Raw genomic sequence first — 13826 nt, forward strand, 5'->3', positions numbered from 1 at the left:
CGGTACTGCCCAGTACTGCGCCGGACGGCTGGAATACGTCACTCGGTCACCGCGCGTAGACCATCAACGGCCCCCTCCCTGGCCGCGTACGGCTCCCTCAGACCGGCCTGTTGGGCCACATAGGTCCTGTATATCCGGGACTCCGAGTGCGTCGAGTGCCCGGATGAACAGCGCATGGACGAATGATTCCGGCCGCCGGGCCCATGGCGCCGCCGGGGGCCGTCGGCCATCGGGACCCGCAGGAACGCCACCGCCCCAACCACCCACCGTCCAGGTCCTGCTGATGGGGCGTCAGCCGGCCGCCCGGGGGCGGACCCCCGGGCGGCCGGACGGAACGCTCCGGGGCGTCAGGCCGGGCCGCCCACCTTCGCGGCGAGCGAGGTGAACCCGCTCCAGTTCAGCGACGGCTTCGCCGGGTTCCACAGTTTCTGCGTCAACGCGGCCAGCGGCAGCCGGATTCCGCGCGCCACCTGCTCCTCGGTCTGCGCGTTCGGGAAGTCGCCCCAGACCGCGAGCCGTCCGCCGAGGATCTGCTTCGAGTACTTCGTGTCGACCGGTGCCGTCCCCCGGAGCACCAGCGGGGTCCACTGCTCGTAGATCCGCTGCCCGGTCGGGTACATGAAGTTGTTCGGCTGGCCGAGCACGTAGTAGAGGTACTCGTCGTTGAGGTTGACCACCGGGCGCCCCTCGTCCAGATACTCCACCGGCTGCCGCGCCCCGAGCTCCCGGCCCGTCCAGTACTCGATCTCCAGGTCCTTGTCGGCCTGGACGACCCCGCCCCGGAACACCCCGTCGTTCCACACCTTGAGCGTCCTCTTGAACGGACGCATCACCGCCGCGCGTTCGTTCGTCCAGCCCGTCGTCAGATCCTGGATCCGGCCCCGGCTCCCGTACTTCCGCACGGCCAGCTCCGCGAGCTTCGGATACGACGCCTCGGGGTCGGCGACCACCAGCGCCTGGTACTCGTCCCCGCCGAGATGCCAGAACCGGCCCTTGAAGAGCCCGGCGAACTCACGCAGCAGATCGTCCACGATCCGCGCCGACGCGGGCAGCGAGATGTCGATCGCGCCCTTGGTGGGCACCCCGTTCACATTACGGAGCTGGAGCTCGGGGTGGGGGGCCAGCACCGCGCCGAGGTGTCCCGGGGAGTCGATCTCCGGGACGACCGTGATGTGCAACTGGTCGGCGAGATCCAGGATCCGCCGGACCTCGGCCTGGGAGAGATGCTGCTTGGAGACGATCTCGGGGTGGGTGGTGGACTCGATACGGAAGCCCTGGTCGTCCGAGAAGTGCAGCCCCAGCATATTGAGCTTGAGGTCGGCCATCTCGCGCAGCCGGTCCTCGATCCAGCGCGGGGTGTAGTACTTCCGCGCGATGTCGAGGTTCAGCCCGCGCTGCGGCCGGCTCGGACTGTCCCGTACGACGCCCTCGGGCATCGTCCCGTCCGCGCGCAGCGACTGCTTGAGCGTGCGGGTGCCGTAGAAGACACCGGCCTGGTCGGGTCCGGTGATCCGCACCCGGCCGCCGCTCGTGGTGAGGGTGTACGACTCGGCCGCGCCGCTCCCGCCCGTGAGGGCCAGTTCGACATCGCCGGCACGGGCCGCGGCCGTACCCCGGTAGGCGATCTTCAGCTCCTGGGAGAGCAGCTTGCCCTCGTCGGCGAGGCCCTCGCTGCCGCGCGCGAGGACGACACCGCTGGTGTCGGACGGCTTCCAGCCGGGGCCGCGGGCGGCCTCGTGCTCGCGTACGGAGGGAATGCCGCGCGGCGCCGAGGAGAGCGGGAACGTGGGCGAGGGTGCGGCGGCCGGTGAGGAGCGGTCGGAGGACCGGTCCGAGGAGTCGGTGTCCGAGGCGGCTCTCGACGACCCCGCCCCGTCCCGCGCACCCGCGCCCCCGTTCCCGGAGCCGCAGGCCGCCATCGTGGCGGCGGTGGCCATCGCGACCATCGCCCCGACTATCCGAGAACTCCGGGATATTCGCATCGCTCCGCAACCTCCCATCGACTGCCCTGTGCGCGGCCCCGAAGCGGGGAAAGTTCGGCGCACTTACGGTGAAGGTCCCACGGCGGCGTCCATCCCGCGCGGGGAAACTCTCCCATCCGGGTGAAAAACGCGCGTCCGTCGGACGTAACCCACGGCGCGTCGATAGCGTTACGGCGCATCCGTCCCTCCCGGCCCAGCCGCCTCAGGGGTCAGCCCCACGGCCCACCAGTCAACCCCACCCTGCCACCCGTCCGGCTCAACCGGCACACCGGCCCCGTCAACCGAAGTACGCCTTCTCACGTCTGTCCTTATGCCTCTTGCGCCATGTCCGCCCGCACGGCTTCACGCCGTGCACGTCTCACGTCTCTTCACGCCGTGCACGTCCCACGTCCCACGTCTCACGCCCCCATCCTCCGCCCGCCCTCCGCCCTGACGCCCCGTCTCCGGTCCCACGGCCTCACCTCCGGTTCCACGCCTCACCTCCGGTCCCACGCCCCGCCTCTGCCCTCACATCCGTCGAGGAGCCCACGCTGTCCAGCGCATCCCACGCCGGCCACCCGAACGGCCTCCACCGTTTCAACACCGCCGCGCGAACCGCCGCCGAAGCCGCGCTGCTCACCTGCTGCGGCAGCCGCCGCTGGGCCCAGCGCCTGGCCGCCCACCGCCCGTACCCGGATCTCGACACCCTGCTCGCGGCGGCCGACGAGGCCAGCTACGACCTCTCGCAGGCCGATCTCACCGAAGCGCTCGCCGACGAGTCGTCCTCGGGTCCGCCGCACAGCGCCCCGCCCGCCGCCCGTACCGCCCTGCGCGCCGCCCACGCCGCGTACGAGAGCAGCTTCGGCCATGCCTTCGTGATCAGTCTCGACGGTCACCGGCCCGAGGAGTATCTCGACGAGGTGCTCGCGGGCATCCACGCCCGGCTCTTCCACGAACCCGACCACGAGCGGGCCGTCGCCGCGGACCAGCTACGGCGGCTCGCCCGGAGCCGGATCGCGTCGCTGGTCGGTCCGGCGCGGCCGTGCGGCGACGCCGATGACCCGCCCCCTGTGCGGCAAAACGGCTTTACGAGCTGTTCCGGCCATACGGGGCATACGGGCCGTTGAGGAAGCGGTCCCCCGGGACACGGGCGGTCCGGCCGCCCCGATAGCCCGTCCGTGGCTGTTTGATTGCCTGTTTGATCACACCTGTGGGCCCCCGGGCGAAGGAACCGACAACTCGTCGCTACCATGGCCGGGGCCGGTGGACCGTACCCGGCCGGGCGCGACCGACACCACTGTGCTTATTGAGTAGAAGATGGCGGCCGGCTCCCCGATCACCGCTCCCGGAGGGTTTTTCCGTGCCGGCTGGAACGCTGTACCGCGGCCGGGAAGGAATGTGGTCCTGGGTGGCTCATCGAGTCACCGGCGTCCTCATCTTCTTCTTCCTGTTCGTACACGTGCTGGACACCGCTCTCGTCCGTGTTTCTCCCGAGGCCTACGACGATGTCGTAGCGACCTACAAGAACCCGGTCGTCGCGCTGCTCGAGTACGGCCTTGTGGCCGCCATCCTCTTCCACGCGCTCAACGGCCTGCGCGTCATCGCCGTGGACTTCTGGTCCAAGGGCCCCCGCTACCAGAAGCAGATGCTCTGGACCGCCGTGGGCATCTGGCTCGTCCTGATGGTGGGCGCCCTCTACCCCGTGCTCGGCCACGCCGTGCGCCAAGTCTTCGGGAGCTGAGAGTCCGCCCATGTCTACCAACAACGCAGTCGCCGGCACCACCTCCGCGATCAGCGACGTCGAGGGCGAGAGCCTGTACGACGCCGACTTCCCGGCCCCCCTCATCGAGGCGCCGCGCAAGCGGACCGGCAAGACCCCGAAGTCGACCCGCGGCAACTTCGAGATGGCCGCGTGGCTCTTCATGCGTCTCTCCGGTGTCGTCCTGGTCGTCCTGGTCATCGGCCACCTGATCATCCAGCTCGTGCTGGACGGCGGGGTGTCCAAGATCGGCTTCGCCTTTGTGGCGGGCCGCTGGGCCTCCCCGTTCTGGCAGGTCTGGGATCTGCTGATGCTGTGGCTGGCCATGCTGCACGGCGGCAACGGCCTCCGTACGGTCATCAACGACTACGCGGAGCGTGCCACGACGCGCCTGTGGCTCAAGGGCCTGCTGTACACCGCCACGGTGTTCACCATCCTTCTCGGCTCGCTGGTGATCTTCACCTTCGACCCGAACATCCGCTAAAGCCGGGGCTGACGAGACTCATATGAAGATCCATAAGTACGACACCGTCATCGTCGGCGCCGGTGGCGCCGGTATGCGCGCGGCCATCGAGTCGACCAAGCGCAGCCGTACCGCAGTGCTGACGAAGCTCTACCCGACCCGGTCCCACACGGGCGCCGCGCAGGGCGGTATGGCCGCCGCGCTCGCCAACGTGGAGGAGGACAACTGGGAGTGGCACACCTTCGACACGGTCAAGGGCGGTGACTACCTGGTCGACCAGGACGCCGCCGAGATCCTGGCGAAGGAGGCCATCGACGCGGTCCTCGACCTGGAGAAGATGGGCCTGCCGTTCAACCGCACCCCGGACGGCACCATCGACCAGCGCCGCTTCGGCGGCCACTCCCGCAACCACGGCGAGGCCCCGGTCCGCCGGTCCTGCTACGCCGCTGACCGCACGGGCCACATGATCCTCCAGACGCTGTACCAGAACTGCGTCAAGGAGGGCGTGGAGTTCTTCAACGAGTTCTACGTCCTGGACCAGCTCATCACCGAGGTCGACGGCGTCAAGACGTCCGCCGGGGTGGTCGCGTACGAGCTGGCCACCGGCGAGATCCATGTCTTCCAGGCGAAGGCGGTCATCTACGCTTCCGGCGGCACCGGCAAGTTCTTCAAGGTGACCTCCAACGCGCACACCCTGACCGGTGACGGCCAGGCCGCCTGCTACCGGCGCGGGCTGCCGCTGGAGGACATGGAGTTCTTCCAGTTCCACCCGACGGGCATCTGGCGCATGGGCATCCTGCTGACGGAGGGCGCCCGCGGTGAGGGCGGCATCCTGCGCAACAAGGACGGCGAGCGCTTCATGGAGAAGTACGCGCCCGTCATGAAGGACCTCGCCTCCCGCGATGTCGTCTCCCGGTCCATCTACACGGAGATCCGCGAGGGCCGCGGCTGCGGTCCCGAGGGCGACCACGTCTATCTGGACCTCACCCACCTGCCGCCGGAGCAGCTCGACGCCAAGCTGCCCGACATCACCGAGTTCGCCCGCACGTATCTGGGCATCGAGCCGTACACGGACCCGATCCCGATCCAGCCGACCGCGCACTACGCCATGGGCGGCATCCCGACCAATGTCGAGGGCGAGGTCCTCGCCGACAACACGACGGTCGTCCCCGGTCTGTACGCGGCCGGCGAGGTCGCGTGCGTCTCGGTGCACGGCGCCAACCGGCTCGGCACCAACTCGCTGCTGGACATCAATGTCTTCGGCCGCCGCTCCGGTATCGCCGCCGCCGCGTACGCCGCGAAGAGCGACTACGCCGAGCTGCCCGAGAACCCGGCGGCCCAGGTCGAGGCCCAGGTCGAACGGCTGCGCGCGTCCACCGGCAAGGAGAAGGTCGCCGCGCTGCGGCTGGAGCTCCAGGAGTGCATGGACGCCAATGTGATGGTGTTCCGTACGGAGCAGACCATCAAGACGGCCGTCGAGAAGATCGGCGAGCTGCGCGAGCGCTATCTGAACGTGTCCATCCAGGACAAGGGCCGGCGTTTCAACACGGATCTGCTGGAGGCCATCGAGCTGGGGAACCTGCTCGATCTGGCCGAGGTGATGGCCGTGTCCGCGCTCGCCCGCAAGGAGTCCCGCGGCGGTCACTACCGCGAGGACTTCCCCAACCGTGACGACGTGAACTTCATGCGCCACACCATGGCGTACCGCGAGGTCGGCGACGACGGCAACGAGTCCATCCGTCTCGACTACAAGCCGGTCGTCCAGACCCGCTACCAGCCGATGGAGCGTAAGTACTGATGGCAACCCCCGTACTGGACAAGGTCGAGGCGGAGTCCGCCGCCTCCCCGTACATCACGGTCACGTTCCGGATCCGCCGCTTCAACCCCGAGGTCTCCGACGAGGCCCAGTGGCAGGACTTCCAGATCGACATCGACCCCAAGGAGCGGGTGCTCGACGGTCTCCACAAGATCAAGTGGGAACTGGACGGCTCGCTGACCTTCCGGCGCTCCTGCGCGCACGGCATCTGCGGCTCGGACGCGATGCGGATCAACGGCCGTAACCGGCTGGCGTGCAAGACGCTGATCAAGGACATCAACCCGGACAAGCCGATCACGGTCGAGCCCATCAAGGGGCTCACGGTCCAGAAGGACCTGATCGTGGACATGGAGCCGTTCTTCCAGGCCTACCGCGACGTGATGCCCTTCCTGGTCACCAGCGGCAACGAGCCCACGCGCGAGCGGCTCCAGTCCGCCGAGGACCGTGAGCGTTTCGACGACACCACCAAGTGCATCCTGTGCGCGGCGTGCACCTCGTCCTGCCCGGTCTTCTGGAACGACGGCCAGTACTTCGGTCCCGCCGCGATCGTGAACGCGCACCGCTTCATCTTCGACTCGCGTGACGAGGCCGCGGAGCAGCGTCTGGAGATCCTCAACGACAAGGACGGTGTGTGGCGTTGCCGCACGACGTTCAACTGCACGGACGCCTGCCCGCGCGGTATCGAGGTCACCAAGGCGATCCAGGAGGTCAAGCGCGCGCTGATCACGCGTCGCTTCTGACCGTGCGCCGCCCCTGACCGTGCCGGTCGCGGACGCACCGTTTTCGAGGGCCCGTTTCTGTAGGAAGGCCATACAGGAGCGGGCCCTTGGTGTGCCAGGATCGGAGGTGCATTCGGGACCACGGGAAGCGGGGAGAGATGACCGAGCCGAATCCGTACGCGGACGGGGAGTACACATGGGGGCCGCCGCCGCAGTCGCCGGGCCCCGGGCCGGGAGCCACCGGAGCGCCGGGCACCCCGGAGTACGACTTCCCCAATCCGACGCTGATCGACGGCCGTCCGGGCACGGTGCCCGGCTACGGCCACCCCGCCCCCGGGTCCACTCCCCCGCCCGGCTACGGCTATCCGAGCGCTCCGTACCCCGTACCGACCGGGGGCGGCGGCACCCCGCTGGTGTCGATCGGTGACATCACCGTGCTGAACGACTCGATCGTCACGCCGTCGGGCACGCTGCCGCTCAGGGGCGCCGTCTGGAACGCGACGGACCTGTCCCGTACGGAGGAGAAGATCCCGGCGTACGCGATCGTCCTGGCGATCGTCTTCTTCCTCTTCTGTCTGGTCGGTCTGCTCTTCCTGCTGATGAAGGAGAAGACCACCACCGGCTTCATCCAGGTCTCCGTGACCAGCGGGGGCACGCACCATTCGACGATGATCCCGGCGACCCATCCGGGCGCCTTCCACGTCGTCATGGGCCAGCTCAACTACGCCCGTTCGCTGAGCCACCTGTGAGGCCGGCCGGCGCCTGACCCGCTCCGGCACCGGACTCCTCCCCGCGTTTCCCCCGCCCCCTGACGCCATGTCGCGTCAGGGGGCGCTGTCGTGCCGTACGGGCGCCCGAAGTCCCCTCCCGCCTCCCGGCGTTGGCCGTCCGCGCACCGCGCCCACCTCGCTTGAACATGTTCAAAAAGAGGTCTACAGTCCATGACACCAGCTTTTGAACACGTTCAAAGGGAGGGTGGGGGATGGACCTCACTGTTGTCGCGTATGTGGTCTACCTGCTGATCAGCGTGGCGCTGACCATGTGGGTGGCCCGGACGCTGAGCAAGAACGGGCGGGTGTTCCTCGCCGATGTGCTCCAGGGGAACGAGAAGCTCGCGGACGCCGTCAACCATCTGCTGGTGGTCGGCTTCTATCTGGTCAACCTGGGCTTCGTCGCGCTCTACCTCAAGAACGCCGACGCCGTCGCGAACGCCAGGGGGCTCTTCGAGGCGCTCTCGGTGAAGACCGGGGTGGTGCTGCTCGTCCTCGGGGTGATGCACCTCGGCAATGTGTACGTACTCAACAAGATCCGCCGGCGCGGACTCATGGAGCGCGAGCAGCGGCCGCCGGTGCCGCCGCAGGGCTGGACAGGACCCGCTGGCAAGGGCCCCGGACCGTGGGCCACCCCGGCCGCCGGGGTGTGAGCGGCCATGACGAGGGCCGGAGTCCGTACGCCCGTGCGGAGCTTGACCGTGCTGTACGACGCGCGGTGCCCGCTCTGTGTCCATCTGCGGCAGTGGCTGCTGCGGCAGCCCCAGCTCGTACCGCTGGACCTGGTGCCCGCCGCCTCGCGGGAGGCCCGGCGGCGGTACCCGGACCTCGACCACGGGTCCACGCTGAAGGAGATCACCGTCATCGGTGACGGCGGCCAGATCTACCGGGGGACGGCCGCCTGGATCGTCTGTCTCTGGGCACTGGCCGAGCACCGGCCCAAGGCCCACTGGCTGGCCACCCCGGCCGGCGCTCCCTTCGCCAAGGTCACGGTGCTCGCCGCCGCGAAGTACCGGGAACTGACGGCGTCGCCCTGCGCCGGGGCGTGCGAGGTGCCCGCCCCGTCACATTAGGCTCGGGCACTGTGAAGGACGAGAACGCCGTGACAGACGCGCAGGACACCAGGGCCGCGAAGGCCACGAGGGTTCCGGGGGCGGCGTCCAGGGCCGCCGGAGCCTCCCGGGCCCCCGCTCCCAAGAGCGAGCAGACCCGCACGCTCATCCTCGAAACCGCGCTGCGGCTCTTCCAGGAGCGCGGTTACGACAGGACGACCATGCGGGCCATCGCCCAGGAGGCCGGGGTCTCCGTGGGGAACGCGTACTACTACTTCTCGTCCAAGGAACACCTCGTCCAGGGCTTCTACGACCGGATCGCCGCCGAACACCGGGTGGCGGTCCGGTCCGTGCTGGACCACGAGACCGATCTGGAGGCCCGGATGGCGGGGGTGCTGAAGGTCTGGCTCGACATCGCCGCGCCGTACCACGAGTTCGCCGCGCAGTTCTTCAAGAACGCGGCGGACCCCGAGAGCCCGCTGAGCCCCTTCTCCCCCGAGTCGGAACACGCCCGGGACGCCGCCATCGCCGTCCACCGCGAGGCACTGGCCGGTTCCAAGGCCAAGGTCGCGGACGAACTGGCCGACATACTGCCCGAGTTGATGTGGCTCTCCCAGATGGGGCTGGTCCTCTACTGGGTCTTCGACCGCTCGGAGAACAGCGCCCGCAGCCGCAAACTGGCGGAACGCGGCGCCCTGCTGACCGCCCGAGGCGTCGCCCTCTCCCGGTTCCGCGTCCTGCGCCCGCTCGTACGCGATGTGCACGAACTGTTCACGGACTTCCTGCCGGGCATGGCGGAAGCGGCGGCCTCACGCAAGACAAGAACCAACCCGCAGGAACCGACCCCCCCGAAACCAACCTGACGCCCCGGCGCCCCGGGGCGGGTCTCGGGCCGCCCGCCGGGGCGGCCTCGAGGATGCGGGAGCCGCCGGCCGGCGTCTTCACAGCGTCGAGCCGCCAGCCGGCGGAACCCCTCGGGAAGCCGGGGCCGGCTCCTCCGAGGGGCGTTCTTACGCCTGGCGGGATGCGAGCTGTACGAGGGTGATGTCGGAGGGGGCTCCGACCCGGACCGGTGGGCCCCAGGCTCCGGCGCCGCGCGACACGTAGAGCTGGGTGTCGCCGTACCGTTCCAGACCCGCCACGGTCGGGTTGGCCAGCTCCGCGAGGTAGCTGCCCGGCCAGAGCTGACCGCCGTGGGTGTGTCCGGAGAGCTGGAGGTCCACACCGTGGCGTACGGCGTCGTCGATGACGACGGGCTGATGGGCGAGGAGTACGGAGGCCCTGGTCCGGTCGCGGTCGCCGAGCGCCTTCGCGAAGTCGGGTCCCGCGCCCTCGCTCTCGCCCGCGACATCGTTGACCCCGGCCAGATCGAAGCCGGGGATCTCCACGCGCTCGTTCTCCAGCGGCCGCAGCCCCAGCTCGCGCACATGGTCGACCCAGGCGTCGGCGCCCGAGAAGTACTCGTGGTTGCCGGTGACGAAGAACGCCCCGTGCCGGGCCTCCAGACCGGCCAGCGGCTCCGCCGCGGGACCCAGATCCTCGACGCTGCCGTCCACCAGGTCTCCCACGACGGCGATCAGGTCGGGGCCGGCCGAGTTGATGGTGTCGACGATCCGCTGGGCGTGGGCGCGGCCCAGGATCGGGCCGAGATGGATGTCGCTGACGACGGCGATACGGAAACCGTGGGCGCTGCGCGGAAGCCGGGCCAACGGTACGGTGACGCGCTTGATCCGGGGGCCGCGCATCACGCCGTAGGTGCCGTAACCGACCGTGGCGAGCGCGGCGGTCGCGGCGGCGCCGCCGACGACACGCGAGACGAAGAGCCGGCGGGAGGGGGAGGGGACGGAGACCGTGTCGGGACGGGAGGACGGGGCGTCCGGCGGACCGTCGGATATGGCCCCGCTCGCGGGCCCCGACGCGGACGACGCTGACGACGCGGAGGACGCTGACGACGCGGAGGAAGCAGCCGATGCCGACGATGCCGTACGGGCCGCCCCCGCCCGCGCCGGCGCCTCGGCCGTGGAGGTGCCTCCGGCCGTGGATACGCCCGTGGACACGGGCGCGGACGCGGTGCCCACGGCGACCAGGTCCGGCGCGGGCTCGCGGGCGGTCTCCCGCCGGTCCGTCAGCCGCCGGAGCAGGGGCCGCACGGCCTCACCCACCACCAGGGCCAGGACCAGATACAGCAGCACCGCCAGCCACATATAGGCCGGCCAGGCGAGCACCTGCTGGAGCAGGAAGGGGGTGTCGGACCGCCCCACACCCACACCCACGACGGTCAGTAACGGCAGAACGACAAGGGCGACGGTACCCAGCCTGCGGGCCGTACCCTTCCCCTCTGTCGTGTCACGCACCAGACGCCGCCACACGTACCAGTGCGCCGCGACGACCAGCGCCACGGAGGCGAGCACCGTCAGAATGACCACGACGACCACGAACGGTCCCCCTATCCCTGTCCTTGTTTGTTGGAGTTATTGGAGTTATTGGAGTTATTGGAGTCGTTGGAGCCGTTCGCGCCTCAGCGCGCGTACGCCACGGAACCCGATCGCGCCCACGGCCGTCCCCAGAAGGAAGGACACGACGGCGAGCAGCAGGTGCACCCAGAAATAACCCGTCGGCTCACCGGCGTCGTCGAAAGCGAGTCCGCTCCCGTCCTGCCAGAGGTTCTTGACGAAAGTGATCCAGATGAACCAGCTCCACACCCCGAACACGAGCAGGAACCAGGACACGGGGCGGCTGAGCTTCATGGATTCAGTATCACCGTCGTTCCCCGGGGGGCGGCAACGGGGTCCCTGGAGTGCCGGCGCCGGGCGGCGGGCTCGGGCCGAAGTCCGGCCGCGGGCGCAGGACGTTGGGCCGGTTCGGCGGAGGGAGCGGCGGTTCACCCCGCCGGTGTCGGAATTGATGTCGTCGCAATGTACGTTTCCGATCGTGTCCGCTTTGAAAAAGACCGCATTGACGGTCATCGCCGCCGCATTGCTGCCCATTCTGACCGCCGTGCCCGCGTCGGCGGACAGCAAGCCGAAGAGGCCCGACAAAGAGCCCCGGCCGCCGGCCAAGATGTCGACGGTCGGCGGGGCCAAGCTCGGCAAGGCGGGCACCCAGGTGAATCTCGGGTCCGGCGCCCCCGTCCTGCCCAAGAAGCTGAGCGGCCGGTCCTGGATCGTCGCGGACGCGGAATCGGGCGAGGTGCTGGCCGCGCACAACGCCCACTGGCGGCTGCCGCCGGCCTCCACGCTGAAGATGCTCTTCGCGGACACGCTGCTGCCCAAGCTCCCCAAGAACAAGTCGTACAAGGTGGCGCCCAAGGACCTGGAGCCCGTGGGCGCGGGCAGCAGCCTGGTCGGGGTCAAGGAGAACCTCAGCTACACCGTCCACGATCTCTGGCTCGGGGTGTTCCTGCGCTCGGGGAACGACGCCGTCCATGTGCTCGCGGCGATGAACAACGGTGTCGCGGCGACCGTGCGGGACATGCAGGCGCACGCCGAGGAGCTCCAGGCGCTCGACACACATGTCGTCTCGCCCGACGGCTACGACGAGCCGGGCCAGGTCTCCAGCGCGTACGACCTCACCCTGATCGCCCGCTCCGGCCTCCAGAAGAAGGACTTCCGCGAGTACTGCGCGACCGCGACGGCCAAGTTCCCCGGAGAGCCGATCAAGCCGAAGAAGGGCGAGAAGCCGGAGAAGGACAAGAAGGGGAAGCCGAGGCGCGAGTTCTTCGAGATCCAGAACACCAACCGGCTGCTCACCGGCGCCCCCGGCATCGCCCCCTACAAGGGCATCGCGGGCGTGAAGAACGGCAACACCACCCACGCGGGCGCGACCTTCACGGGGGTCGCCGAGCGGAACGGCCGCGTGCTGCTGGTCACGGTCATGAACCCGTCCTCCCACGAGGGCCAGGCGGTCTACCAGGAGACGACACGCCTGCTGGACTGGGGCTTCGCGGCGGCGGGCAAGGTGAAGCCGGTCGGAGTGCTGGTGCCGCCGAAGTCGGCGGTGACGGGCGCGTCACCGACCCCCACCCCGGTGGGCGCCGACTCGGTGAAGGTCACCGGTCAGGCCGAGCCGCTCGCCGCCGCGAACAGCGGGAGCACGGGCGGGGTCGGGACCGCTCTCGCGCTGACCGGCGGCGCGCTGATCGTGCTGGGCGGCGGGGCGTATCTGGTCAACCGGCGCTGGCCGCTCCCCGACCTCGTCCGGCGACGTCCGCGCGAGTAGCACCGCCGTAGCGGTCCCGGTCCTCCCGGTCGCCGGGGTCATCGGGGGCGTCAGTGTCGTCAGGGCCGTCGGTGCCGTCGGTGTCGTCGGTGTCTTTATCGGGGGTGTCGCCGGCCGACGCACCGGCCGGGGCGTCCTTGCTCGGGGTCGCCGTCCAGGCGGCGCAGAACAGCAGCAGCTTCGCCGTGAAATTGATCCACAGCAGCAGCGCGACCGGCACCCCGAACGCGCCATAGGTGCTCTTCGCCGCCACGTCCTTGATATAGCCGCCGATCAGCAGCTTGAGCAGTTCGAAGCCGACGGCGCCGATGAGCGCGGCGACGAAGAGCCGGCGGCGCGGCGGCTGCACCTGGGGCAGCAGCGTCAGCACGTACAGCAGGATCAGGAAGTCGGCCACGACCGCCATCAGCAGGGCGGCGGTCTGGAGCACCACCCCGCCCGCCCCGCCCTCGGGGATGCCCAGCCGCGCGGCCGTCCAGCCGATGGCCGTGGAGCCGAAGGTGGAGGCACCGAGCGAGGCGAGCCCGACCGCGCCGAGGCCGAGGAGCACCACCGCGTCCTTGGCCCTGAGCACGAACGGGTTGCCCTCGTCGGCGTCGTCCAGCTCCCAGACGGCGCGCAGACAGTCGCGCATCGAGCCGATCCAGCCGATGCCGGTGAAGAGCAGCAGCGCACCGGCCACCACCCCGACCGTGCCGGCGTTGGCCACCAGCGAGTCGATGTCGAGTTGGCCGGAGATACCGGGCACCTGCTTCTCGGCGCTCTGCTTGACCCGTTCGAGCTGGTCCGCGCTGAGCAGCGCGGCACCGACCGCCGCGCCCACGGTGATCAGCGGGAAGAGCGCGACGAAGCTGGTGAAGGTGATGGCGGCGGCCAGCCGCGTCCAGTGGACCCGGTCCATCGTCTCGTACGAACGCCAGACATGGGTCCGCGCCAGCCGGTCCACGAGCGGACCGATCAACGGCCCGACGACCGGGATCTTCTTCAGCCAGTCCATGGTGGAAGACCTACCCCGTCACCGGTGAACCAGCGGCACACATCCGCGGCCACCCATTCATACGAGAACGC

The 13826-nt window shown here is 69.7% G+C and carries 14 protein-coding genes; 10 read left to right on the top strand and 4 right to left on the bottom strand.

Annotated features, from left to right (window positions below; translation table 11 throughout):
- Window positions 1-347 precede the first annotated feature (347 nt).
- On the bottom strand, window positions 348-1946 hold the full coding sequence (locus tag ACFYYH_RS11600; protein ID WP_388549056.1) for a glycoside hydrolase family 20 protein: 1599 nt from the start codon (window positions 1944-1946) through the stop codon (window positions 348-350).
- A 566-nt stretch (window positions 1947-2512) separates the two neighbouring features.
- On the opposite strand from ACFYYH_RS11600, the gene ACFYYH_RS11605 reads away from it, so the two are divergent.
- From ACFYYH_RS11605 to ACFYYH_RS11645, 9 genes are all read left to right on the top strand, one after another.
- On the top strand, window positions 2513-3088 hold the full coding sequence (locus ACFYYH_RS11605) for a 2-oxo-4-hydroxy-4-carboxy-5-ureidoimidazoline decarboxylase (RefSeq protein ID WP_388549676.1): 576 nt from the start codon (window positions 2513-2515) through the stop codon (window positions 3086-3088).
- 233 nt (window positions 3089-3321) lie between these two features.
- A complete protein-coding gene (gene sdhC, locus ACFYYH_RS11610) occupies window positions 3322-3702 on the top strand; it encodes a succinate dehydrogenase, cytochrome b556 subunit (protein WP_363079756.1) in 381 nt (126 codons plus the stop codon).
- A gap of 10 nt (window positions 3703-3712) precedes the next feature.
- Window positions 3713-4204 (top strand): succinate dehydrogenase hydrophobic membrane anchor subunit, encoded by a 492-nt coding sequence (locus tag ACFYYH_RS11615; protein WP_388549059.1) that lies wholly within the window; start codon window positions 3713-3715, stop codon window positions 4202-4204.
- Window positions 4205-4226: 22 nt separating this feature from the next.
- Window positions 4227-5981, top strand: a complete 1755-nt coding sequence (sdhA, locus tag ACFYYH_RS11620; RefSeq protein WP_388549062.1) for a succinate dehydrogenase flavoprotein subunit — start codon at window positions 4227-4229, stop codon at window positions 5979-5981.
- Window positions 5981-6739, top strand: coding sequence for a succinate dehydrogenase iron-sulfur subunit (locus ACFYYH_RS11625; RefSeq protein WP_066944320.1), 759 nt, complete (start codon window positions 5981-5983; stop codon window positions 6737-6739). The genes sdhA and ACFYYH_RS11625 overlap by 1 nt, the downstream gene beginning before the upstream one ends.
- Window positions 6740-6876: 137 nt before the next feature.
- Entirely contained in the window at window positions 6877-7467 is a 591-nt protein-coding gene (locus tag ACFYYH_RS11630) for a hypothetical protein (protein ID WP_388549065.1), read from the top strand.
- 233 nt (window positions 7468-7700) lie between these two features.
- Window positions 7701-8141, top strand: a complete 441-nt coding sequence (locus tag ACFYYH_RS11635) for a hypothetical protein (RefSeq protein ID WP_388549067.1) — start codon at window positions 7701-7703, stop codon at window positions 8139-8141.
- A 6-nt stretch (window positions 8142-8147) separates the two neighbouring features.
- On the top strand, window positions 8148-8561 hold the full coding sequence (locus ACFYYH_RS11640; RefSeq protein WP_388549069.1) for a thiol-disulfide oxidoreductase DCC family protein: 414 nt from the start codon (window positions 8148-8150) through the stop codon (window positions 8559-8561).
- Window positions 8562-8707: 146 nt separating this feature from the next.
- The gene (locus ACFYYH_RS11645) at window positions 8708-9403 is read left to right on the top strand and encodes a TetR family transcriptional regulator (protein WP_388549678.1); all 696 of its coding nucleotides are present in this window, start codon (window positions 8708-8710) and stop codon (window positions 9401-9403) included.
- A gap of 147 nt (window positions 9404-9550) precedes the next feature.
- On the opposite strand, the gene ACFYYH_RS11650 is transcribed toward ACFYYH_RS11645, so the two are convergent.
- Both ACFYYH_RS11650 and ACFYYH_RS11655 read right to left on the bottom strand, forming a co-directional pair.
- A complete protein-coding gene (locus tag ACFYYH_RS11650; RefSeq protein WP_388549072.1) occupies window positions 9551-10975 on the bottom strand; it encodes a metallophosphoesterase in 1425 nt (474 codons plus the stop codon).
- 54 nt (window positions 10976-11029) lie between these two features.
- Entirely contained in the window at window positions 11030-11287 is a 258-nt protein-coding gene (locus tag ACFYYH_RS11655) for an SCO4848 family membrane protein (RefSeq protein ID WP_388549074.1), read from the bottom strand.
- Between the two features lie 157 nt (window positions 11288-11444).
- Between ACFYYH_RS11655 and ACFYYH_RS11660 the strand changes: the two genes are divergently transcribed.
- Window positions 11445-12758 carry a D-alanyl-D-alanine carboxypeptidase family protein gene (locus tag ACFYYH_RS11660; protein ID WP_388549076.1) on the top strand — a complete coding sequence of 438 codons (1314 nt, stop codon included), beginning with the start codon at window positions 11445-11447 and terminating at the stop codon, window positions 12756-12758.
- Here ACFYYH_RS11660 and ACFYYH_RS11665 read toward each other — a convergent pair.
- On the bottom strand, window positions 12706-13755 hold the full coding sequence (locus ACFYYH_RS11665; protein ID WP_388549078.1) for a YihY/virulence factor BrkB family protein: 1050 nt from the start codon (window positions 13753-13755) through the stop codon (window positions 12706-12708). The two genes, ACFYYH_RS11660 and ACFYYH_RS11665, sit on opposite strands and share 53 nt — an antisense overlap.
- Window positions 13756-13826: the final 71 nt, after the last annotated feature.

The sequence above is a fragment of the Streptomyces sp. NPDC002018 genome, assembly GCF_042890865.1.
GTDB lineage: Bacteria > Actinomycetota > Actinomycetes > Streptomycetales > Streptomycetaceae > Streptomyces.